Annotated in this window: 14 protein-coding genes, 9 tRNA genes and 3 rRNA genes; 7 read left to right on the top strand and 19 right to left on the bottom strand. The window is 48.7% G+C overall.

Features of this window, described 5'->3' with window-relative positions:
• Nucleotides 1-41: 41 nt before the first annotated feature.
• Genes C12CBH8_RS03460 through ylxM form a run of 4 tightly spaced genes read right to left on the bottom strand, consistent with a single transcriptional unit; the run spans nt 42 to nt 2,352 of the window.
• A complete protein-coding gene (locus C12CBH8_RS03460; RefSeq protein ID WP_090266768.1) occupies nt 42-275 on the bottom strand; it encodes a KH domain-containing protein in 234 nt (77 codons plus the stop codon).
• A gap of 31 nt (nt 276-306) precedes the next feature.
• Nucleotides 307-549, bottom strand: a complete 243-nt coding sequence (rpsP, locus tag C12CBH8_RS03455) for a 30S ribosomal protein S16 (RefSeq protein WP_090266771.1) — start codon at nt 547-549, stop codon at nt 307-309.
• Between the two features lie 46 nt (nt 550-595).
• A complete protein-coding gene (gene ffh / locus C12CBH8_RS03450; RefSeq protein WP_099323328.1) occupies nt 596-1,933 on the bottom strand; it encodes a signal recognition particle protein in 1,338 nt (445 codons plus the stop codon).
• A 56-nt stretch (nt 1,934-1,989) separates the two neighbouring features.
• Complete coding sequence (gene ylxM / locus C12CBH8_RS03445) at nt 1,990-2,352, bottom strand: YlxM family DNA-binding protein (RefSeq protein WP_090266777.1); 363 nt, start codon at nt 2,350-2,352, stop codon at nt 1,990-1,992.
• A gap of 274 nt (nt 2,353-2,626) precedes the next feature.
• Between ylxM and C12CBH8_RS03440 the strand changes: the two genes are divergently transcribed.
• The 5 genes from C12CBH8_RS03440 to C12CBH8_RS03420 all read left to right on the top strand — a co-directional run bounded on the left by C12CBH8_RS03440 (nt 2,627) and on the right by C12CBH8_RS03420 (nt 3,076).
• Nucleotides 2,627-2,702 (top strand) — tRNA-Val (locus C12CBH8_RS03440).
• Between the two features lie 5 nt (nt 2,703-2,707).
• Nucleotides 2,708-2,784: transfer RNA gene (locus tag C12CBH8_RS03435), tRNA-Asp, on the top strand.
• A 5-nt stretch (nt 2,785-2,789) separates the two neighbouring features.
• Nucleotides 2,790-2,865 (top strand) — tRNA-Phe (locus tag C12CBH8_RS03430).
• Between the two features lie 5 nt (nt 2,866-2,870).
• Nucleotides 2,871-2,946 (top strand) — tRNA-Gly (locus C12CBH8_RS03425).
• Between the two features lie 55 nt (nt 2,947-3,001).
• Nucleotides 3,002-3,076, top strand: a tRNA-Cys gene (locus C12CBH8_RS03420).
• Between the two features lie 155 nt (nt 3,077-3,231).
• On the opposite strand, the gene C12CBH8_RS03415 is transcribed toward C12CBH8_RS03420, so the two are convergent.
• The 6 genes from C12CBH8_RS03415 to glgB all read right to left on the bottom strand — a co-directional run bounded on the left by C12CBH8_RS03415 (nt 3,232) and on the right by glgB (nt 14,362).
• Complete coding sequence (locus C12CBH8_RS03415) at nt 3,232-4,173, bottom strand: Ig-like domain-containing protein (protein WP_215533780.1); 942 nt, start codon at nt 4,171-4,173, stop codon at nt 3,232-3,234.
• A gap of 315 nt (nt 4,174-4,488) precedes the next feature.
• On the bottom strand, nt 4,489-7,977 hold the full coding sequence (locus tag C12CBH8_RS03410) for a discoidin domain-containing protein (RefSeq protein ID WP_215533540.1): 3,489 nt from the start codon (nt 7,975-7,977) through the stop codon (nt 4,489-4,491).
• A gap of 335 nt (nt 7,978-8,312) precedes the next feature.
• Nucleotides 8,313-9,740: a glycogen synthase GlgA gene (glgA, locus tag C12CBH8_RS03405; RefSeq protein ID WP_090266783.1), complete on the bottom strand. Its 1,428-nt coding sequence runs from the start codon at nt 9,738-9,740 to the stop codon at nt 8,313-8,315.
• Between the two features lie 194 nt (nt 9,741-9,934).
• A complete protein-coding gene (gene glgD / locus C12CBH8_RS03400) occupies nt 9,935-11,050 on the bottom strand; it encodes a glucose-1-phosphate adenylyltransferase subunit GlgD (protein ID WP_090266785.1) in 1,116 nt (371 codons plus the stop codon).
• A gap of 1 nt (nt 11,051) precedes the next feature.
• Nucleotides 11,052-12,269: a glucose-1-phosphate adenylyltransferase gene (locus C12CBH8_RS03395; protein ID WP_090266788.1), complete on the bottom strand. Its 1,218-nt coding sequence runs from the start codon at nt 12,267-12,269 to the stop codon at nt 11,052-11,054.
• 5 nt (nt 12,270-12,274) lie between these two features.
• Nucleotides 12,275-14,362 (bottom strand): 1,4-alpha-glucan branching protein GlgB, encoded by a 2,088-nt coding sequence (gene glgB / locus C12CBH8_RS03390; RefSeq protein ID WP_090266791.1) that lies wholly within the window; start codon nt 14,360-14,362, stop codon nt 12,275-12,277.
• Nucleotides 14,363-14,857: 495 nt separating this feature from the next.
• Between glgB and ybaK the strand changes: the two genes are divergently transcribed.
• Nucleotides 14,858-15,331: a Cys-tRNA(Pro) deacylase gene (gene ybaK, locus C12CBH8_RS03385; protein WP_215533539.1), complete on the top strand. Its 474-nt coding sequence runs from the start codon at nt 14,858-14,860 to the stop codon at nt 15,329-15,331.
• Between the two features lie 135 nt (nt 15,332-15,466).
• Here ybaK and nrdR read toward each other — a convergent pair whose 3' ends face one another.
• Together nrdR and C12CBH8_RS03375 are read right to left on the bottom strand one after the other, a co-directional pair.
• Nucleotides 15,467-15,925 (bottom strand): transcriptional regulator NrdR, encoded by a 459-nt coding sequence (gene nrdR / locus C12CBH8_RS03380; protein ID WP_090266796.1) that lies wholly within the window; start codon nt 15,923-15,925, stop codon nt 15,467-15,469.
• A gap of 20 nt (nt 15,926-15,945) precedes the next feature.
• Nucleotides 15,946-16,743, bottom strand: coding sequence for a sugar phosphate isomerase/epimerase family protein (locus tag C12CBH8_RS03375; protein ID WP_099323323.1), 798 nt, complete (start codon nt 16,741-16,743; stop codon nt 15,946-15,948).
• Between the two features lie 101 nt (nt 16,744-16,844).
• Here C12CBH8_RS03375 and C12CBH8_RS03370 point away from each other — a divergent pair, with 101 nt between their 5' ends.
• Nucleotides 16,845-17,120, top strand: coding sequence for a hypothetical protein (locus C12CBH8_RS03370; protein WP_215533538.1), 276 nt, complete (start codon nt 16,845-16,847; stop codon nt 17,118-17,120).
• 54 nt (nt 17,121-17,174) lie between these two features.
• On the opposite strand, the gene rrf is transcribed toward C12CBH8_RS03370, so the two are convergent.
• The 7 genes from rrf to C12CBH8_RS03335 all read right to left on the bottom strand — a co-directional run bounded on the left by rrf (nt 17,175) and on the right by C12CBH8_RS03335 (nt 22,473).
• Nucleotides 17,175-17,291: ribosomal RNA gene (rrf, locus tag C12CBH8_RS03365) — 5S ribosomal RNA — on the bottom strand.
• A 24-nt stretch (nt 17,292-17,315) separates the two neighbouring features.
• A tRNA-Glu gene (locus C12CBH8_RS03360) sits at nt 17,316-17,391 on the bottom strand.
• Between the two features lie 54 nt (nt 17,392-17,445).
• Nucleotides 17,446-17,521, bottom strand: a tRNA-Lys gene (locus tag C12CBH8_RS03355).
• Nucleotides 17,522-17,584: 63 nt separating this feature from the next.
• Nucleotides 17,585-20,423 (bottom strand): 23S ribosomal RNA (locus tag C12CBH8_RS03350).
• 115 nt (nt 20,424-20,538) lie between these two features.
• A tRNA-Ile gene (locus C12CBH8_RS03345) sits at nt 20,539-20,615 on the bottom strand.
• Nucleotides 20,616-20,746: 131 nt separating this feature from the next.
• Nucleotides 20,747-20,822 (bottom strand) — tRNA-Ala (locus tag C12CBH8_RS03340).
• 136 nt (nt 20,823-20,958) lie between these two features.
• Nucleotides 20,959-22,473: ribosomal RNA gene (locus C12CBH8_RS03335) — 16S ribosomal RNA — on the bottom strand.
• Together the 16S, 23S and 5S rRNA genes with 4 tRNA genes alongside form the textbook arrangement of a ribosomal RNA operon.
• Nucleotides 22,474-22,602 lie beyond the last annotated feature (129 nt).

Here is a 22,602-nt window from a genome sequence, read left to right as displayed (position 1 = left end):
TATGTTATCCGGCCGAAAAACGGCCTGAAGCTCCTGGAAAATCAATCGATTTCCACAGCCACTTTCTGTTCCACACGGCTGGCAGCGGCACGCATCACGGTACGCATCGCCTTGGCAATACGACCCTGCTTGCCGATGACTCGGCCCATGTCGCCTTCCGCTACATGGAGGTGATACACGACAGTACCCTCTTCGTCGGGAGCGTCAACAGAAACTTCCACGGCGCTGGGATCTTCCACAAGGCCTTTGGCCATTTGAATCAAAAGCTCTTCCAATTATGTTACCTCCTGAAAACAACACGAAGAATTAAAGGACACCGTTCTTTTTCAGCAAAGCCTTGACGGTATCGGTGGGCTGAGCGCCGTTTTTCATCCATTTCTGGGCTTTTTCAGCGTCGATTTTCACCTCAGCCGGCTCGGTCAACGGATTGTAGTAACCGATCTCCTCAATGAAACGACCGTCTCTGGGATAACGGGAATCCGCCACCACGATGCGGTAGAAAGGAGCCTTCTTAGCGCCCATACGGCGAAGTCTAATTTTCACTGCCATCTAATATCACCTCCTGCTCAGAATCTGAACCTATCAAAATGTTTCATTACATCTGTGGAATCTGTGGGAAATTCATCCGGCGGCGTTTTCCCTTGCCGCCTCTGCCCACCTGTTTCATGACCTTGCGAGCCTGCTCAAACTGCTTGATCAGACGGTTGACATCCTCCACCTTCATACCGCTGCCGGCGGCGATACGACGTTTGCGGGACGGGTTAATGATATCGGGATTGGAACGCTCTTCCATGGTCATGGACTGGATGATGGCGGCTACGCGATCCATCTGACGGTCGTCGATGTCCACGTCCCGCAGCTGTTTTTCCATACCGGGTAAACTGCTCAAAAGCTGCTTAAGGGGACCCATCTTGCGGACTTGGAGCATTTGTTCCAGCATATCGTTAAAATCCAGTTTATTTTCCTGCATGCGCTTGGCAAGCTTTCGGGCCTGCTTTTCATCCATCTGACTCTCTGCCTTCTCAATGAGGCTGAGCACATCGCCCATCCCCAAGATACGGGAGGACATACGGGCGGGATGGAAGGGTTCCAGATCCCCGATCTTCTCACCAGCACCGATGAATTTAATGGGTTTCCCGGTGACAGCCCGGACGCTCAATGCTGCGCCGCCGCGGGTATCGCCGTCCAGCTTGGTCAGAATAACACCTGTGATACCTAGCGCATCGTCAAACGCCTTGGCCACATTGACGGCATCCTGACCGGTCATGGCATCCACCACCAATAGGATCTCATTGGGTTCCACATCGGCTTTGATGCGCTTGAGCTCGTTCATCAATTCCTCGTCGATGTGCAGACGACCGGCGGTATCCAAAATCAAAATGTCGTTGCCGTGGTCCTTGCCGAACCGCATGGCCCCTTTGATGATCTTGACCGGATCGATCTGACCCATCTCAAACACCGGTACTCCGGCTTTTTCACCCATGACTTGCAGCTGGGTGATAGCGGCAGGACGGTAAATATCGCAGGCCACCAGCATGGGGCGGTGCCCCTGACGTTTAAACAAAGACGCCAATTTCGCCGCGTGCGTGGTTTTACCAGAGCCCTGCAAGCCGCACATCATAATGATGGTGGGCGGTTTTGACGCCATGTCGATACGGGTATTTTCCCCGCCCATGAGAGCCGTCAGCTCTTCGTCCACGATCTTGACCACCTGCTGCGCCGGGGTGAGACTTTCCATGACCTCACTTCCCACCGAACGTTCGGTGACCTTGGCCACAAAATCCTTGGCCACTTTATAGTTGACGTCGGCCTCCAACAGCGCCAAACGCACTTCGCGCATGGCCTGCTTGACGTCCGACTCGGTTAATTTACCCTTGGAGCGCAGGCGCTTAAACGCCTCAGACAGTTTATCAGCAAGACCTTCAAATGCCACGCCTCGTTCCCCTTCTTTCCCTGTTTATCCTTTTTATCCTTATCATAACCAAAAGTTCATTCATTTAACGTTTCAGCCAGCCGGATAATGCGGCGGACTCTCTCGGCAATTTCCCTCGAGCAACTGCCGTTGATGTTTGCAAGCTCAATATCCCTGGCCGCTACCAGAATTTCTTCCAAACCGTCCTTAACCTGGCTGAACCGTTTGGCAAGGCCCAGACGTTCCTCCATCAAAAAAAGCTGTGATTCCGCCCTTTTAATGGAATCCCGCACGCCTTGACGCGTAATCCCTTCATTTTCCGCGATTTCCGAAAGGGACAGGTCGTCATTATAATAATAGTCTACCATATCCCGTTGTTTTTCCGTCAACATCTGACCATAGAAGTCTAACAAAACCGATATCTGGTAATCCTTAGGCATAACGGAACGGTACTCCCTTCGGCAGATGCTGTAAAGGTTCTACTCTTTACAGATTATGATTATACTAGGCAATCCACATTTTGTCAAGCACATTTCCCGTTCTTTTCTCATATACTAAATTTGGTATCCATCCTCTCTACCGACAAACCTTCAATCTTTACACGTCGGCCATTTGACGCGGCTTCCAAAACAGCTCTGGGAAAAAATCTGACTTTTTTTGCCGAAACTGTTGACAAAGGAAAATAAGTGATATATAATAATCAACGTCGCGTTCGGGAGCATAGCTCAGCTGGGAGAGCACCTGCCTTACAAGCAGGGGGTCACAGGTTCGAGCCCTGTTGTTCCCACCAAATGTGGCCCGGTAGTTCAGCTGGTTAGAACGCTAGCCTGTCACGCTAGAGGTCGACGGTTCGAGCCCGTTCCGGGTCGCCACATTTGCCTCTGTAGCTCAGTCGGTAGAGCAGGGGACTGAAAATCCCCGTGTCGATGGTTCGATTCCGTCCGGAGGCACCATTTTTGCGGATTTAGCTCATCTGGTAGAGCGCCACCTTGCCAAGGTGGAGGTAGCGAGTTCGAGCCTCGTAATCCGCTCCATGTTCGGTCGGATGGATGCTTAAATTCTCTCATTTAAGCATCCATTTGTGACTATGGCGCCATAGCCAAGCGGTAAGGCAGAGGTCTGCAAAACCTTTATTCCCCAGTTCGATTCTGGGTGGCGCCTCCATAAAAACGCATTCACTTCGGTGGATGCGTTTTTTCTTTTATCCTCTTCTTCCCTTTTGCTCCTGCATCCTATAAATAAAAAACCAGGATTCAACCGAATTGGTTGAATCCTGGTTTGATTTGGGGGAAGTTGCTTCTATAAAATAAGCTAAGAAATTACTTATCTTCCCGTTTCTTAATCACGACCATAGTAGCGCCAGCCACAACAGCCAGTCCCAAAACGGCAAACAAAGGAGTGCTTTCCCCGGTGGAAGGGTTCTTGGACGAAGAACTATGGGAGGAAGAACTGCTAGAAGGTTTCGATGTAGTTCCTGCAGCCGTTCCGCTGGAACTGCTGGACGAAGATGAATCGGGATTGGATTCATCCGGTGTAGAGGATTCCGGCTCAGATGCCTCCGGAGTGGAGGAAGATTCCGGCTTAGAAGAATTCGGTTCAGAGGATTCCCCGCTATCTCCAGCGATGGTCACAGGCAACTTGGCAATCTCCTCATAATCCCCTGTTGTCTTGGCCAATACCGAAATGGTGTGATCCCCTGCTTCTGCCATGCTAACCTTGATGTTCCACTCTTTGTAGTCTCCATTGATAGAAGACTGCACATGGATCCGATTTATTTCGTTACCCGCTTCGTCTTTCAGGATAACCGATGCCACATTGTAATCGGTTTGGACCGTAACAAGAATGGTTTCATTGGGTTCATAGGTATCTTTATCGGTCTTAAAGATAGGTTTTGCAACTACCTTAATCTTGCAAGTGTCAAAAATCATATCTTCTGTCTGGGCACTTGCTTTGATTGTCGCAGTACCAGCGCCAACTGCTTGGACAAGTCCATCCTGGCTGACGGTCAATACGCTCTCATCGCTGCTGGACCAAGTTACATTTTTATTGGTAGCGTCTTCGGGTAGCACTTCACTTGTGAGCTGAGCGGTCTCCCCTTCCAGCAATCGATCAACGCGATTCTGAATGGTGACGCTTTCCACCAAGACATCGCCCTGTACAGAGGGACTCTCTTCTGCAAACACCGCCGGTACCATAAGGGTAAGAGCTAAGGTAAGACTCAGCAGAAGCGCAAAGGACTTCTTAATAGCTTTCTGGAACATAATAAATCCTCCTTTTTGTTTTAACACCTATTGTTAAGGCACTCTCGGCGCCAAGGTAACCCAATTATAAAATATGGTAAAATCTTGGAAATTAATCCTTGATTCTTGTGCATTTCCCCGATCATCATCTATAATTATAGTGATTTTAGAACAGAAATGCAATTGACAATTTATTCAAATAAATCGTCCTATTTTTTGTACTCTTTAATGTATTGTATTATAAAATCAATTTTAGATTACAATAGATCAAAAAAACAGGACGGTACAATTGTGTACCGTCCTGTTTTTTTGTTTTTTCGTGGATTCCCAAAAATATCAGGAAATCAGGATGGAGTCCTCTACGGAATCACCATTCCATACATTGTCATCGCCAGCGGCCATGAAGGAGAACAAACGAAGTCCCGCTGTTCCTACATTCATACGGATGGTAAAAATGCGATTGTCTCCCTCATCCTCCACGCTTTCTACCACAAAGCTGATGGCTTTCCAACGTTCATTTCGAACCGAAAGTTTAGTAGCGTTCTGATTGGTAGTCACCTTGACCAAAAAATCCTCGCCCACTTGAGCGGTATCGGATTGGATCTCCGCACGATAAATCTCTGCCGGTCCGGTCATAGGCTGGCCGATGGTTACTTTAAACTGGCCAATCTCACTGTACTGTCCGTCAGCTTTGGCAAAGACAGATATGGTACGGTTCCCTGTGGTAGCGATACATGTCTTTACGCTCCACACCTTATGATCTCCTTCGATCCTAGAGTGTATGCGGATCAAGCCCAGAGAACGTCCCAACTCATTGCGAAGCGAGATACCTGTCACATTTAAATCGGTCTCAAAAGTGACGGTGATCTCTTCATTGGAATCGTATCCTTCCTTGTCGGTGATGATATCCGCTTTTTTGGATACCTCAATCTCGCAGGAATCCTGTATGGACGGATCCCACTGGCTTGTGACAGTGATAACAGCCTTACCGGTTCCCACTGCTTGGACTGTTCCGTCCTGTCCGACCGTCAAGATGTCCTCATCGCTGCTGGACCAGGTTACATTTTTATTGCTGGCATTTTCGGGGAGAATTTGACAACTCAGTACAGCACTCTCCCCTTCTTTCATTTTCTGAGGGGCATTTTGGATCGTGACACTCGACACTGGGATGTCCGCCACTGTTTCCAGACCCTCCACCGCTTTTTGGATATCTGCAGCCATTTGATCCACTAAATTCTGATCCTCAGCACTCTTTGTACGGTCCACCGTACCCAGCACATCGGCCAGAACTTTTAAAGATTCTCTGGTATAAGGGGATAAATCCTCCGGAATGGCATTCAGTGCCTCATCCACTTTGCTATAATCGGCCCTGCTCTGCTGCTGATACAGGCTGACTTCCGAAAGTTGGAGACGGTCCTGGGTACCCAATGCGTTAAATTGGAGTTTATAATACTGATATGCCACAGGATTTTTCACCTCAAACGTAAATTCCGTGCTGTTGACATCCGGCATATGATAACCGGTCTGATCGTCGATGATCTGCCAGCTTCCATCCTCACCAGTGGCGGAACCATATAACGTCCATTTGCTGGGCATACGTCCGGGGAACTGAGCACTGTCGTTTGCTGTGGTGAAGGAATACTGAGGCACCGCTACTGCCGAATCAGTCTTCCAGATGATGGGTTCCGGCAGGGAATTCTTATAATAAAGTTTTGTATTTACGTCCCCATCAAAGAGGTTTTCATAGCCTTCCGCTTCCCCTGGTTTGGGGCCGCTGATGGGTGACATGGACGACTGATCCATTTTGATCAATTCCACATCAGGCTCTTCTTCCCCATTCCCCTCTTTGTAGAGATCAAATTCCGAGAATTGCATATTACCGTTGGGAAGTTTGGTAAAGTCGATTTTATAGTACTGATAAGGTGTGAGATTCTGAATGTCAAACATAAATTCCGCATAGTTTACATCGGCGAAAGAAGCGTCGGACTGCCGGTCAATGATCTGCCAGCTGCCGTCCTCGCCGGTGGAGGATCCATACAGGACCCAGTCGGAGGGATAACGGCCGGGATACTTCTCATTGTCGTTCCCGCTGGTGAAGGAATAGGCAAGGGCAGTCTCCGGCTTATCCAGACGGAACACAATGGAACTGGTTTCTTTTACATAGAATTTTGTTCCCACATTATCGTCAAACATCATCTCATAGCCCTCTTTTTCCCCGGCCTTGGGACCGCTGATGGGAGTATAACGGTCGGCAGAGATGGTGGATTTGTTATCCTCTACGCCGTAGATCGAGATGTTTTTCACACTGGTATCGTGATAAGTATCGGGCATAACCATTTTAACATATCGGGCCTCCGCCGGCTCATCCAGAATCACATAGGTAGTGGAATTGGATGCGGCTTTTTCCAGAATGGTGCCCCCAACCTTTTTCCAAGTGGAGTTGTCGTTGGAAACTAAAATCTCTACATTGCTGGGGATATTGGCTGTCGTGGTACTGGTGGTATAGGTAACCGCCTGGATATTGGTCAGCTTTTGCAGCGCCAATGTGATCTCCCAATAGACGTTGCTGTCGTAGTCCCCTACCTGGGCGGTACTGGTAGTATCCAAAACATTGGATACCGGCTTGTTGGAAGCGCACTGAATGTTGGAAGAAACCGAACTATCCGCCGCTACATTGGGTAAGGAAAGGGCGCCGACGATATTTTCCAGATCCTCTTTGGACAGTTCCTGCCCGCCTACGTAAGTCTCGGCAGGATAATCGATGATTGCACTTTCATCCATAGACGAATCGCCGGGCTGTTCCTTGCGCTGCACTTCGCAGAATACGCCATAATGGTCGGACACCGGGTGATTGTGGTAGGTCACACCGTTGTAATCGAAGGTAAAGGTGTCGTCGATCACGGTATATGTCTTGACGTCAAAAACGCCTTTGGTCAAAAACAGGTAATCAATAGGCGATGACGACGTATCAACAGCAGGCTTATCGTTATCCGAAGGATGTCCGTTTTCCCAGTCTATGGGCTTTTGGTATCCATTAAAGGTCCCTCCATCCACAAGGATGTTCTCAGCGATGCTTCTGGAATCGTCCATCCGGGAGGTCATGATGTTATAGGTCAGAGGAATGTAATCAGGATTGGTATTGTCAAACCGGACGCTGTTAAAATCGCCGGTGACCACGCAACCCATATCATCGTACTTTTCGGAGATCTCTTTCACACGGTTGAGAATGATACGCACCTCATTGGCCTGGGAACTGAGTGCCACATGGTCCAGATGGGTGTTAAAATGGCCATAGTACTGTCCGGTCTGTTTATCCTTGAGCACCACATAGGTACAGATACGGGGACAAGCTGCTCCCCATTCTGTTCCGGAAACTTCATCCGGCGTCTTCGATAGCCAAAATGTCCCCGACTCCATCAAGTCATATTTATCCTTTTGATAGAACACCGGGTTAAATTCATTGGATGTGGAAGACCGATCTGGATCATCGGTACCAGTATCCCGTCCCACGCCCACATAAGCATAGCCGATTTCATCCATTGCTGTTCTCAGATAGTTCATCCAATCATCGGTGGCTTCCTGGAACCCGATAGAATCGGGATGATACTTTTGAATGACTTCCAGCAGATGCGGGCCGCGCACATCCAACTTCATCAAATCATGGCTTGTGGTATCGTATCGCAGGTTAAAAGATACAAACCTTTGTGTATCTGCATCCTCGCGGACAGGCCCTTCCTCTGCAAACACCGACGGAACTATCATAGAAAGCGCCAACGTCAGGCTGAGCAATAAGGCAAATGACTTTTTGATCCATTTTTGAAACACAATAATTCCTCCTTTTTACACTTACAGTGGTTACTTCTTCCCTCCTATTCATCTTTCATTCTGAACCTGTTTCTGGCTGCAATACAAGTAAAAACCATGGAGTGTCCTCGCATTGTGCAGCTTATCTAATCATTACCTTTTTATTGTATTAAAATTAGCATAAAAATGCAATTAGCATTTTTATAAAATAACCCTCTTCTTTTTTGTTCATTTCTTTTATGTGATTTGTCATTATGTGCATCGGATTCTTTGATACATTGCATAAAAGAAACAAAAAGTCACATAAAAAGTCCCCCAAGATCATCTCTGATCCGGGGGACAATGTTCTCAGTCTTTTATTTCCCACAAAGGGATTTATAAAGGCGGATGTATTCATTCGCCGATTTTCCCCAGCTATTATCGCATTTCATAGCACGGTCTACTAATGTAGCCCATCCCTCTTTGCTGGAATAATAGCCGGCGATAGCCCGGCGGATAGCCGCCAGCATATCGTGAGCATTGTAGCTTTTGAATGTAAATCCATTGCCTTTGCCGTCGCCGCTGTCAAAAATACTGTCCTTTAGCCCTCCGGTCTCTCGGACAATCGGGATCGAACCGTAGCGCAAAGCGATCATCTGGGAGAGGCCGCAAGGTTCGCTCTTGGAAGGCATCAGGAACAAATCCGACCCGGCATAGATTTTGTGGGACAGCTCCGGAATAAACCCAATGACTACCGCCAGTTTATCGGGATATTTGGCCTGCATCTCCTGGAAGAAGTTCTCATATACCCAGTCTCCGGAACCAAGCACCACCATTTGGATATCCTCTGTGCTGAGCAACTCGTCTAAAATGTACTTGACCAGATCCAGCCCCTTGTGGGAAACTAGACGGGTCACCATGCCCATCACCGGGACGTCCGGTTTGACCGGGAGGCCCATACGTTCCTGGAGGCATTTTTTATTCTCCGCCTTTCCGGAGAGATCCTCTGTGGAATAGGCGGCATAAATCCGGTCATCCTTCTCCGGATTGTAGAGCTGCGTATCAATGCCGTTGAGAATGCCGGACATTTTCCCTTGATTTTCCCTTAAAACAGGATCTAATCCATGGGAAAACCAAGGATCTAAAAGTTCCTGAGCGTAGGTCGGGCTGACGGTGGAAACCCAATCGGCCATCTGGATGGCACCCTTGACTTCATTGACATCCCCGTCAAATTCCACGATGCTTCTCGCATACTGGGGTAAGCCAAATACATCCTCCAGAATCTCCATGCCGTACTGCCCCTGGTACTGGATGTTGTGAATGGTAAAGAGGGTCTTGATATCCTCAAAGCCCGGGCGATCCTGATAAAACAGCTTATAATAAACGGGGAGCAAAGCGGTCTGCCAATCGTTTGAATGGATCACATCCGGTTTAAAATCGATGTATGGGATAATCTCTATGGCAGCACGGGAGAGGAAGGCAAAGCGTTCCGCATCGTCGTAATGGCCATAGAGTCCCTGGCGCTTAAAGTAATACTGATTATCCAGCAGATAATAGGTTACTCCATTGTACTTGGCCTCAAAAATGCCGCAGTACTGACGGCGCCATGACACAGGAACCGATAAACTGGTAACAAAACGCATCGTATCCTTGAGATCCTGTGGGATATCCTCATAAAGAGGCATGACCACACGGCATCCCACCAGGCGGGAACGGATGGCCTGCGGCAGAGAGCCCGCTACATCTCCAAGACCTCCCGTGGCGGCAAACGGACGCGCTTCACTGGTTACAAACAATACTTTCATGCTACCTTCCTCCAATCCAATTTATAGAAGAGGAACTTTTCTATTCGCACAATCTTCAGTCTATTTTTGGGATCTCCCTTTACCATAGACCTAGAAATCCAAACAGCGGCCCAGCAAAAGTGAACCGCCGCTTAAAAAACAGCCCGAAGAGCTAATTCTTTAAAGCCTCTTCAATCTGTCAAGTTATATGGTGTCTAGACCACCGCATTTTTCTCAATAAATACCGGATAAGTTTCATATCCCATCAGGGTCCTGCCGGGCTGCAGCACCACGTTTTTGTCGGTCACCACATAGGATATCTTGGCGTCGTCGCACAGAGTGGTATCCTGCCCAATGATGGAGTTCTTCACCGAACACCCTTTGCCGATATGCACTCCGCGGAATAAAATGGAATTTTCCACTTCCCCTTCAATGAGACATCCATCTGCGATGAGGGAACCCTTCACCGATGCGCCGATGCCGTACCGAGTCGGCATGTCGTCCCGCACTTTGGTATACACCGGTCGATTGCGTTCAAACAGCTGGCTGGATACATCCTGTTTGAGCAAATCCATGTTGACCCGGAAATAATCGTTCAGGGAACTGATGGCGCCCACATATTCCTCCACATGATAGCCGAAAATACGGCTGGTGGCAACGCGGGCCTGGATGATATCCCGCAGGAAATCCTGGATATTGCGGCTGACAGCATCCGAGATCAGCCATTCCAAATACTCCTTGCGCATCAAATAGACATTGAGGCCAAAGTTGCACTTTGTGGTGCCGACTGGATCCACATCCACCGACCGGATCCGGTCGTATTCATCCAGATTTAGGACTGTGATATTTTTTGCAGAAGTGGGGCGTACACCATCTTTGTAGGCGATGGTAATATCGGCCTGACTGGTGATGTGGGCCTGCAGCATTTTCTGCATGTCAAAATTAACGACATAGTTGCAGTCGGACATCATTACGTATTCCTCATTGGAATGTTTGAGGAAATTGGCAATGCCGGAAAGGGCTTGGATCCGGTTGGTATATACAGCATTTCCCTGGCCGAACGGGGGCAGGATAAAAAGGCCGTCGTGCTTTCTGGACAAATCCCATGCTTTACCCGAACCAAGATGGTCCATCATAGACTGGTAATTGAGTTTTGTCACAACGCCTACTTTATTGATGCCCGAATTCACCATATTGGAAAGCGGGAAATCGATCAAACGATACCGGCCGCCGAAGGGGATGGAACCTAAGGTGCGCACGGTTGTCAGCTCATGGACAAAGTCATCGTGCATATTGGAAAAAATAACACCTAAAACATTGTTGCCTCTCATCTTATTTTTCCGCCTCCTTGATATCCTGATCAATCATTACCTTGGGCGGAACAACTGCACCCGCTCCAACGGTCAACTGTTCGCCTACTACGGCGACACCCCATTCATCCAAGTTGGTGCTCTCTTCCGGACGTCCGCCTACTATGGCCCCCTGCCCGATAACCGCACCTTCCCCAATGATGGCATATTGCACCACTGCATCTTCCATAATCTTAGCTCCCGGCATGATGATGGAATCCCTGACCACTGCTCCGGGTGCGATGTACACATCGGAAAACAAGATGGAAAAATCTATTTTGCCATAGATCATAGCCCCTTCGGTGACCATGGAATTCTCGATCTCCGCTGTAGCGCCTACGTATTGAGGCGGCAGTTCGGGATTGCGTGCGTAGATCTTCCATGCGGGATCAGACAGGTCCAGATCCACCTTGGGATTGAGCAGATCCATATTGGCTTCCCAGAGGCTGTCGATGGTACCGACATCTTTCCAGTACCCATCGAACCGCCAGGCAAACATCCGTTGCCCGTCGGCCAGCATAGCCGGCAGGACGTTCTTGCCAAAGTCGTTGGAGGACTTGGGATCTTTCTCATCTTCCTCCAAGAACCGGCGGAGCTTATTCCAACTGAACATATAAATGCCCATGGACGCCAAATTGCTCTTGGGCTTTTTGGGTTTCTCTTCAAACTCATAGATGGAACCGTCCTCATTGGTGTTGAGGATGCCGAAACGGGAAGCCTCTTCCATGGGGACTTCCATCACAGCGATGGTGCAGTCTGCATTCATCTCCTTGTGATAGGCGAGCATCTGGGAGTAGTCCATCTTGTAGATGTGGTCGCCGGACAAAACCACCACATAATCCGGATCGTACCGCTCAATAAACGGGATATTCTGATAAATGGCGTTGGCGGTACCTTTGTACCAGTCAGCGCCCTTGCTGCGCTGATAAGGCGGCAAAACGTGCACGCCTCCCGTGCGGCTGTCCAGATCCCAGGGCTGGCCGTTGCCGATGTACTCATTGAGCAGCAGCGGCTGATACTGGGTCAGAACACCCACCGTCTCAATGCCCGAGTTGACACAGTTGGAAAGAGGAAAATCAATAATACGATATTTGCCTCCAAAGGGGACGGCTGGTTTCGCCAGATTGCGCGTCAAAACACCCAAACGGCTGCCCTGCCCTCCCGCTAATAACATAGCGATACATTCCTGCTTGCGAAACATAGTGGTCATTCCTCCTTTGTATTGTCGGCCTTTCTGGTGCGTTTGCGCGTGGTGGCGGTCGACTTGGCCGCCGTTTTTCTTCTGGCAGCTGGCTTGGAAGACGCGTCTCCTTTGCCGGCGGCTGATTTGGACGTCTTGGTTGTCTCTTTCCCTGTCGATCCCGACACATCAGTTTTCTTCACCCGCTTTTTGCGGACCCGGGTACATTTCAAATACAGCACCGACATGGCCGGCAATGCCAGGCTTAAAGACTGTTCAAACCCATGCATTGGCTTTCGGATGTTGGAAGAAAGATCCCCGGAATTGCCGAAACCCGATCCCCCGAATGCGGGGTCGTCGGTATTAAACACCTCCCGATAAATGCCGTTGACCGGAACACCGATCTCATATTTTTCAAACTGTGTACCTGAAAAATTGCAAATGATAATGAGCTCGTCCCCTTTGTCATCTATGCGGCGGAAGCTGATCACTGAATTGGCGGAATCGTCATGGGCAATCCAGGAGAATCCCTCCCAGGAGTAATCCACCTGCCACAGGGGAGCATTTTCCAGATAAAAATGATTGAGCGCCTTGCAGTAATCCTGCATCTTCTTGTGCATCTCTACATCCAGCAGATTCCAGTCCAGTTCAGACTGGTAGTCCCATTCCTTCATCTGGCCGAATTCCTGCCCCATGAAGATGAGTTTCTTGCCTGGATGGGCCATAGTATAAGCGTAAAAAGCTCGTAAACCGGCAAATTTTTGTAAATATTCGCCCGGCATTTTATTGATCAGTGAACATTTCCCATGCACTACCTCGTCATGGGAGATGGCCAGCACATAATTCTCTGAGAAGGCGTAGAAAAAGGAGAATGTCAGGCTATCGTGATTGTATGGGCGGTAAATAGGGTCCAGCGACATATACCGCAGCATATCGTTCATCCAGCCCATGTTCCATTTAAAGTTGAATCCCAGCCCTCCCACATACGTCGGCTTGGATACCAACGGCCATGCCGTGGATTCCTCCGCGATCATCATGGTATTGGGACATTCCTGAAACACTGCTTCATTTACTTTGCGGATGAAATCCACAGCCTCCAGATTCTCATGGCCGCCGTATTTGTTAGGAATCCATTCGCCGTCTCTGCGATTATAATCCAAATATAACATAGATGCCACAGCATCCATACGAATGCCGTCCACATGGTATTTCTCCACCCAAAAGAGGGCGCTGGACATGAGGAAACTCTGCACCTCATTGCGTCCATAGTCAAACACACAGGTGCCCCATTCTTTGTGTTCACCCTTGCGTTCATCCTTATATTCATAGCAAGCCGATCCATCGAAGCGGAACAGGCCATGCTCGTCCCGAGGGAAGTGGGCCGGCACCCAGTCCATGATGACGCCGATCCCTTCCTGATGGCACCGGTCGATCAGATTCATAAGATCGGTCGGCTGGCCGTATCGGGATGTAGGGGCAAAATAACCTGTCACCTGATAGCCCCACGACCCATCGAAAGGATACTCGGTCAAAGGCATAAATTCGATGTGGGTATACCCCATCTCTTTGACATAAGGAATCAGCTCGTCCGCCAATTTCTCATAAGAGAAGAAGTTCCCGTCGGCATATTGCCTCCAGGAAGAGGCGTGCACCTCGTAGATGTTGACAGGACTTTCATAAATAACCTGTTGGGCTTTATAGTCCTGCCAAGCTTGGTCATTCCACTGATAGGTATCGAGATCATATAGTTTAGAGGCGTTGTCCGGACGGGTCTCTGTATGGAATCCGTAAGGATCGGATTTGTAAACAACCTTCCCGCCCTGCTGCGTCACAGCAAATTTGTAAGAGTCAAATGTCTTGACCCCCTCCACCACCGCTTCCCAAACGCCTTGGTCGCTGATGCGTTCCATTGGATGGGCTGCAGTATCCCATTGGTTGAAGTCGCCCACAACCGAAATTGCTTCGGCATTGGGTGCCCAGGTACGGAACACGGCACATAAAATTCCTTTTTGCTCATAGATATGAGCACCTAGGTATTCGTATGCTTTATAATTGGTCCCTTGATGGAAAAGATAGAGCGGGAAATCATTCTGAGTTGATTTTTTGTCTGCCACGTTTCCAAGCCCCCTTTTTTCACGATTTATTCTACTCCTATGATAACAACTTTTGTGCAGTTTTTCAAGGCCTTTTTGGTGCTTTCTTTCCAATGTTAAAAAATATTTTTCTTTTTGTTTGGGTAATATCTACAATATATAAGACTCTTCTTTCGCCAAACGCTCATTTTATCCTGCCCCTATGACGGCAGCGGCATCCTTTATCTTACTATCCAAACCATGTATGATTTGTCGATTGATGGAAGTTTCTCCGTCTTTTCTTTTCCATTGTACAATGAAAACCTATAAGACTCCACGTTTCTTCGGCAAAGTTTCTGAAAAAATATTGTAAAGGGGCTTTCCTGCTTTTCTCAGATCGGACAAAAATTGAGATAGATTTTCATTGTCAGTACTATGACAAAGAGGTATAATAATCCTATAAAAGGCGGGATTAGAGAAATTCAAATTCTCTGTTTTCCCAGGGCTCTTATAAAAAATCAATAAAGCGGTGATACAATGGCAGGAAAAACGAATGCGATGCGTATGTTGGATCGGGCTAAAATACCTTATACCCAGCATTCTTATGATGTCTCCGACGGCTTAATTGACGGCGTATCAGTGGCACATAAGACGGGACAAAACCCTGACCAAGTATTTAAAACATTGGTGACTAGTTCCGGGAGCCAGCTTTACGTATTCGTAGTACCGGTTGCCAAAGAATTGGATCTTAAAAAAGCCGCCCGTGAAGCAGGTGAAAAACGGGTGGAAATGATCCATGTCAAGGATATCTTAAAGTTTACAGGCTATATCCGCGGCGGATGTTCCCCCATCGGCATGAAAAAGCTTTATCCTACTTTGATCGATCAAAGTGCCCAGATGTTTGATACCATTCTGGTCAGCGGAGGACAAAAAGGGCTTCAAATTGAAGTTTCTCCTCTGGACTTGGCCCAGTTAATTGATGCCAAATTTGCCGAATTAACAGTAGAATAACATCGGATTTCTTTTAAAAGACCTTAGCAAAATGAGCTTAGGTCTTTTTCTCAGCCCAATTGTGAATTATTTTCACATATCAGGTTGAGAAATCACAAAAAAGGTGCCCAAGATAAAATCTTAGGCACCTTTTCATTACTTTTTCTCTTGCAGTAATTTATTCAGCTCATCCATAAAGGTATTGATGTCCCGAAATTGACGATAGACCGAGGCAAACCGGACATAGGCCACTTGATCTACATCCTTCAGCCGTTCCATAGCCAACTCTCCCACTCGCATGGAAGTCACTTCTCTTTCCAAGGAGTTGTGAAGAATAATCTCAATTTCGTCCACAATCTTCTCCAGGATTTCTGTTGGAACAGGACGTTTCTCACACGCCTTCAAAAGCCCCGCCAACAGCTTATTGCGATCAAAGGATTCCCTGGACTTATCCTTTTTAATCACCACAATCGGCACCGTCTCCACCACTTCATACGTGGTAAAACGTTGGCTGCATTTAAGGCATTCCCTTCGCCGACGAATCCGAGCCCCTTCATCGGTTGGCCTAGAATCAATCACCTTGCTTTCCTCGTACCCACAATAGGGACATTTCATAATTTAAATTCTCCTCTCTTTTATGGATGGCTGTTTAAAATACCCTCTAGATGCTGAGCGGCATCCAGAAGTTCTCTTTCCTCATCAAAATCTTTACGATAAACCTCAATAATCCATTGGCCGGAATAACCGATCTGATCCAGACGCTTTTTGAGTGCCTGATAATCGGTATTCCCCCGACCTGGCAACATACAATCCCTGACATCTGTGTGATCATTGACATGAATATGAATCACATTATTACCCATGGCATCCAAAATCAGATCAGGTGTAAAACCTGCTCGAACACTCTGTTTGATGTCCAAAACGAACTTTACTCCGTCACCCAGCATCTGACGCATTTCCTTTAAGAATTCCGGATCTTGACTGCGAAAACCGCTGACATTTTCCTGCGCCAGAACCACTCCATACTCTTGCCCAATTTCATTGAGCTGCTGAAACCTTCGACAGTACTCTTCCATGGGCAGCTTCGGCATCTTTCCCCATGTCTTCTCGCCGTGCAATACAACCAGTTTTGCATCTGCCCTAGCAGCCGCCTCAAAATAACGGCGATAGAATTCTAAACTATCCTCGTAACGGCGCATATAGGTGGAAAACAACATTACTGATTCATAACCAGAAGTAAAAGGATGCAAGGAATGAATTCTTCCTCCCTGTGACTGTGCCATATCTCTCATATAGTTGATAAAGGATGGTCGAATCTCTGAGATCGTATTGACAAAAATCTCAAAATCTCGGAAGCCTAATTGCAATAAATGATCTAACGAACATTCAATCTCCTGTGGATATAAACAAGCAGTAGAGATTCCTACTTTCATATTCTAATAGCCCCACTTCACACTTTCCAATATTTGAGCAATTGTCTTACAAAAATAAAATGATACAATATAAGAAAGCAAACAAAAAGGAGGTGATTCCAGTGCGACAGTCCATCCAAGACGCCAGTAAAATGCTTGAAGAGATGAATCCCATTTCACAAGCTCTCTTTCGGATTGGAATTTATGGCATTCCAATCCTTTATTTGTCCGCTGCTATTCTCCACTGGATCTGCTTCTCTTTTAATTGTTACCTTGCCTTAAATGAATGGTATTATGGATGCCTAGAAATTGCACCTGCTGTAGGCTTGGCTGCTTTTTCCATGGCATTCCTCATTGATATTGTACTCGGAAAAGAAATTGGCGTACATAAAAAATAGAAAAATACAAAAAGTTCTCAAACCCGTGGATTTGAGAACTTTTTTATTGCAAAATGTTGGCATAGAACTATCTTTCCAGGCCGTCACCAGCCAAGTATTGTCGTCACCGATGAGCTTAACTACCGTGTTCGGGATGGGAACGGGTGGACCCTCATCGTCATATACACCAACTAATTGCGCTGATTTAAAAAAGAATGGTGACCCGTACGAGATTCGAACTCGTGTTGCCGGCGTGAGAGGCCGGAGTCTTAGGCCACTTGACCAACGGGCCACATTTATCTGTCGGGTTAGTTAAGAGGCCAGTTCCCTGACCTCTTACCACTCTTGGTGCACCATCAGGGACTCGAACCCGGGACACCCTGATTAAGAGTCAGGTGCTCTACCAACTGAGCTAATGGTGCGTAACTATACCCTAAAAACTGAACAAAGGGGGGAAACAGAGAGGAGATCAAGGGTGCATTTGGTAGGTCAAGCCCTCGGACGATTAGTACTGCCAAGCTGAACGTGTTACCACGCTTACACATGCAGCCTATCAACCTTGTAGTCTTCAAGGGTCCTTACCAGCTTATGCTGTGGGATATCTTATCTTAGAGCCGGCTTCACGCTTAGATGCTTTCAGCGTTTATCCGATCCGAACATAGCTGCCCAGCTGTGCCACTGGCGTGACAACTGGTGCACCAGAGGTTCGTCCATCCCGGTCCTCTCGTACTAAGGACAGAGCTCTTCAAATATCCTGCGCCCACGACAGATAGGGACCGAACTGTCTCACGACGTTCTGAACCCAGCTCGCGTACCACTTTAATCGGCGAACAGCCGAACCCTTGGGACCGAATTCAGCCCCAGGATGTGATGAGCCGACATCGAGGTGCCAAACCTCCCCGTCGATGTGGACTCTTGGGGGAGATCAGCCTGTTATCCCCAGGGTAGCTTTTATCCGTTGAGCGACGGCATTTCCACTCACATACCGCCGGATCACTAACTCCAACTTTCGTTACTGCTCGGCCCGTCAGCCTCGCAGTTAGGCTCGCTTATGCGTTTACACTCAGGGGCACGGTTTCCATCCGTGCTGAGCGAACCTTTGAGCGCCTCCGTTACTCTTTTGGAGGCGACCGCCCCAGTCAAACTGCCCACCTGACAATGTCCCCCGGCCGGATTCACGGCCGCAGGTTAGAATTCCAGCACTTTAAGAGCGGTATCCCAAGGTTGGCTCCGCCAGAGCTGGCGCCCTGGTTTCCAAGCCTCCCGCCTATCCTGTACATAAAATACCGAAACCCAATATCAGGCTACAGTGAAGCTCCATGGGGTCTTCCCGTCTTGTCGCAGGTAACCGGCATCTTCACCGGTACTACAATTTCGCCGGGCAGGTTGTTGAGACAGCGCCCAGATCGTTACACCATTCGTGCGGGTCGGAACTTACCCGACAAGGAATTTCGCTACCTTAGGACCGTTATAGTTACGGCCGCCGTTTACTGGGGCTTCAATTCAGAGCTTGCACTCCTCCTCTTAACCTTCCAGCACCGGGCAGGTGTCAGCCCCTATACTTCATCTTTCGATTTGGCAGAGACCTGTGTTTTTGCTAAACAGTCGCCTGGGCCTATTCTCTGCGGCCCGCTGTTACACGGGCACCCCTTATCCCTAAGTTACGGGGTCAATTTGCCGAGTTCCTTAACAACCTTTCTCCCGTTGGCCTTAGAATCCTCTTCCTGCCTACCTGTGTCGGTTTGCGGTACGGGCGCCTAAGATATCCATATGGCTTTTCTCGCCTCCATCCATCCATGCTTCCCTACTTAATTTCGGTCCCTTACGCCCGGGGCAACCATCGCCCGGGTCATGAACTTCAAGAGTGTCCCCATACTTAAATCTTTTGGCGGCTACGGAATATCCACCGTATGTGCATCGGCTACGCCTTTCGGCCTCACCTTAGCTCCCGGCTAACCTGGAGCGGACGAACCTTCCTCCAGAAACCTTAGGCTTTCGGCCAATATGATTCTCACATATTTCTCGCTACTCATTCCGGCATTCTCTCTTGTGTAAAGTCCACCAGCGCTTCCGCTCTGACTTCACCCCTTACACAACGCTCCTCTACCACTGATACTAATGTATCAATCCCAAGCTTCGGTATTGATTTTAGCCCCGTTAAATTTTCGGCGCAGGGTCACTCGACTAGTGAGCTATTACGCACTCTTTTAATGAGTGGCTGCTTCTAAGCCAACATCCTAGTTGTCTACGCAACCCCACATCCTTTTCCACTTAAACCAATTTTGGGACCTTAGCTGTGGGTCTGGGCTCTTTCCCTTTTGACAATGAAACTTATCTCACACTGTCTGACTCCCATATATGATTATCTGGCATTCTTAGTTTGATAGGGTTCAGTAACCTCTCGGCCCCTAGCCCATTCAGTGCTTTACCTCCAGTAATCTCAATATGAGGCTAGCCCTAAAGCTATTTCGAGGAGAACCAGCTATCTCCGGGTTCGATTGGAATTTCTCCGCTACACACAATTCATCGCCGGCCTTTTCAACGGACGTGCGTTCGGGCCTCCATGGAGTTTTACCTCCACTTCACCCTGATCATGCGTAGGTCACCCGGTTTCGGGTCGAATGCAACTAACTTCATGCGCCCTATTCAGACTCGCTCTCGCTGCGGCTCCAGACCTGAAGTCCTTAACCTTGCTAGTTACACCCACTCGCCGGACCATTCTACAAAAGGTACCTGATCACCCATTGACGGGCTCTCAGTGCTTGTAAGCACAGGGTTTCAGGTTCTATTTCACTCCCCTCCCGGGGTGCTTTTCACCTTTCCTTCACAGTACTATACACTATCGGTCACCAGGTAGTATTTAGGCTTGGAGGGTGGTCCCCCCGTCTTCCCACCGGGTTTCACGTGTCCGGCGGTACTCTGGATACGGCTAGCTGATTTTGTCTTTCGTCTACGGGACTCTCACCCTCTCTGGTTGGCCTTCCCAGACCATTCCACTAGACTCCACCATACATATTGCCGTCCAAACCCCAGAAGTATTGCTACCTCTGGTTTGGCCTCTTCCGCGTTCGCTCGCCACTACTTGCGGAATCTCGGTTGATTTCTCTTCCTCGCCCTACTTAGATGTTTCAGTTCAGGCGGTTCCCTCCGTATACCTATGGATTCAGTATACGGTGACTGGGTATGAACCCAGCCGGGTTGCCCCATTCGGATATCCCCGGATCAATGTCTGCTTACGACTCCCCGAGGCTTTTCGCAGTTAGCTGCGTCCTTCTTCGGCTCCTGGTGCCAAGGCATCCTCCCTGCGCTCTTTGTAGCTTGACCTGTGAGCATCCTTGACTTTGCGTCATTGTAGTTTTCGTTACGAAAATTACTTTGCTGCTTCTCTGTGTCGTTTCCTTTGTTCAGTTTTCAAGGTACAGTCCAACCTCTCGGTTGGTGGTGGGCTCAAGTGGACTCGAACCACCGACCTCACGCTTATCAGGCGTGCGCTCTAACCACCTGAGCTATGAGCCCATATCTTAGAGCCTCGGCCGCTGGCCTTTATCCCGGCCCTTATTCCAGTCTAGTGGACGCCCGTGATTCGCATGTCCTAAAGCTTACTCATTGAGCAATCTTGGTATGCGACGTGCCTCCAGTGCAACTGGTGGTGGAGATGAACAGATTCGAACTGTCGACCCCCTGCTTGCAAGGCAGGTGCTCTCCCAACTGAGCTACACCCCCATTTTCAAGCAGAAAGTGCCGTTCGGCACCGTCTCCCCTTGAAGGTTTGCACCCTCAAAATTAAACAACGCTTCTGAGTTCTTCGTCCCTTGCTGACCTAGAGTCTGTTCTATCTTTCAAGAACGAGTCTCCTTAGAAAGGAGGTGATCCAGCCGCACCTTCCGATACGGCTACCTTGTTACGACTTCACCCCAGTCGCCAATCCTACCTTCGGCGGCGTCCTCCTTGCGGTTAGACTACCGACTTCGGGTATTACCGGCTCCCATGGTGTGACGGGCGGTGTGTACAAGGCCCGGGAACGTATTCACCGCGGCATGCTGATCCGCGATTACTAGCAATTCCGACTTCATGCAGGCGGGTTGCAGCCTGCAATCTGAACTGGGACCGTTTTTAGGGGTTTGCTCCACTTCACAGTATTGCTTCCCTCTGTTAACGGCCATTGTAGTACGTGTGTAGCCCAGGTCATAAGGGGCATGATGATTTGACGTCGTCCCCACCTTCCTCCGTTTTGTCAACGGCAGTCTCATTAGAGTGCTCTTGCGTAGCAACTAATGACAAGGGTTGCGCTCGTTGCGGGACTTAACCCAACATCTCACGACACGAGCTGACGACAACCATGCACCACCTGTCTCGACTTTCCCCGAAGGGCACCTAATGTATCTCTACTTCGTTAGTCGGATGTCAAGACCTGGTAAGGTTCTTCGCGTTGCTTCGAATTAAACCACATACTCCACTGCTTGTGCGGGCCCCCGTCAATTCCTTTGAGTTTCAACCTTGCGGCCGTACTCCCCAGGTGGATTACTTATTGTGTTAACTCCGGCACGGAATGGGTCAGCCACCCCACACCTAGTAATCATCGTTTACGGCATGGACTACCAGGGTATCTAATCCTGTTTGCTCCCCATGCTTTCGAGCCTCAGCGTCAGTAAAAGCCCAGCAGGCCGCCTTCGCCACTGGTGTTCCTCCGAATATCTACGCATTTCACCGCTACACTCGGAATTCCGCCTGCCTCTACTTCACTCAAGAAAACCAGTTTCAAATGCAGGTTATGGGTTGAGCCCATAGTTTTCACATCTGACTTGATCTCCCGCCTACGCTCCCTTTACACCCAGTAATTCCGGACAACGCTCGCTCCCTACGTATTACCGCGGCTGCTGGCACGTAGTTAGCCGGAGCTTTCTCCTTAGCTACCGTCATTATCGTCACTAAGAACAGAAGTTTACAATCCGAAAACCGTCTTCCTTCACGCGGCGTTGCTGCATCAGGGTTTCCCCCATTGTGCAATATCCCCCACTGCTGCCTCCCGTAGGAGTCTGGGCCGTGTCTCAGTCCCAATGTGGCCGTTCAACCTCTCAGTCCGGCTACTGATCGTCGCCTTGGTAGGCCTTTACCCCACCAACTAGCTAATCAGACGCGAGCCCATCTCAAAGCGGATTGCTCCTTTGGTATCCAATAGATGCCTATCGAATACGTCATGCGGTATTAGCGTCCGTTTCCAGACGTTATCCCCCTCTTTGAGGCAGGTTGCTCACGCGTTACTCACCCGTCCGCCACTAACTTGAAGGTGCAAGCACCTTCTCGTCCGTTCGACTTGCATGTGTTAGGCACGCCGCCAGCGTTCGTCCTGAGCCAGGATCAAACTCTCTAAAATATGGTATTAATACAGCCTAAGCTGTTTTAACCTATTTCAGAACAGTTCTTCGTCTGCTCATTAAATAGCACTCTTTTTTCGCGCTGTGCCCGCGCTCTCAAGCAAAACCGTAGCTTCACTCTCAAGAAT

Source organism: Solibaculum mannosilyticum, assembly GCF_015140235.1.
GTDB lineage: Bacteria > Bacillota > Clostridia > Oscillospirales > Acutalibacteraceae > Solibaculum > Solibaculum mannosilyticum.
Note: the sequence above shows the minus strand (reverse complement) of the source record. Positions and strands in the feature narration are given on the sequence as shown.

What these genes read in the sequence shown, in the direction of transcription:
- rpsP (WP_090266771.1), bottom strand. Translation starts at nt 549, where the DNA reads ATGGCAGTGAAAATTAGACTTCGCCGTATGGGCGCTAAGAAGGCTCCT.
- ylxM (WP_090266777.1), bottom strand. Translation starts at nt 2,352, where the DNA reads ATGCCTAAGGATTACCAGATATCGGTTTTGTTAGACTTCTATGGTCAG.
- C12CBH8_RS03415 (WP_215533780.1), bottom strand. Translation starts at nt 4,173, where the DNA reads ATGTTCCAGAAAGCTATTAAGAAGTCCTTTGCGCTTCTGCTGAGTCTT.
- glgA (WP_090266783.1), bottom strand. Translation starts at nt 9,740, where the DNA reads ATGAAAGTATTGTTTGTAACCAGTGAAGCGCGTCCGTTTGCCGCCACG.
- glgD (WP_090266785.1), bottom strand. Translation starts at nt 11,050, where the DNA reads ATGAGAGGCAACAATGTTTTAGGTGTTATTTTTTCCAATATGCACGAT.
- C12CBH8_RS03395 (WP_090266788.1), bottom strand. Translation starts at nt 12,269, where the DNA reads ATGTTTCGCAAGCAGGAATGTATCGCTATGTTATTAGCGGGAGGGCAG.
- ybaK (WP_215533539.1), top strand. Translation starts at nt 14,858, where the DNA reads ATGGCAGGAAAAACGAATGCGATGCGTATGTTGGATCGGGCTAAAATA.
- nrdR (WP_090266796.1), bottom strand. Translation starts at nt 15,925, where the DNA reads ATGAAATGTCCCTATTGTGGGTACGAGGAAAGCAAGGTGATTGATTCT.
- C12CBH8_RS03375 (WP_099323323.1), bottom strand. Translation starts at nt 16,743, where the DNA reads ATGAAAGTAGGAATCTCTACTGCTTGTTTATATCCACAGGAGATTGAA.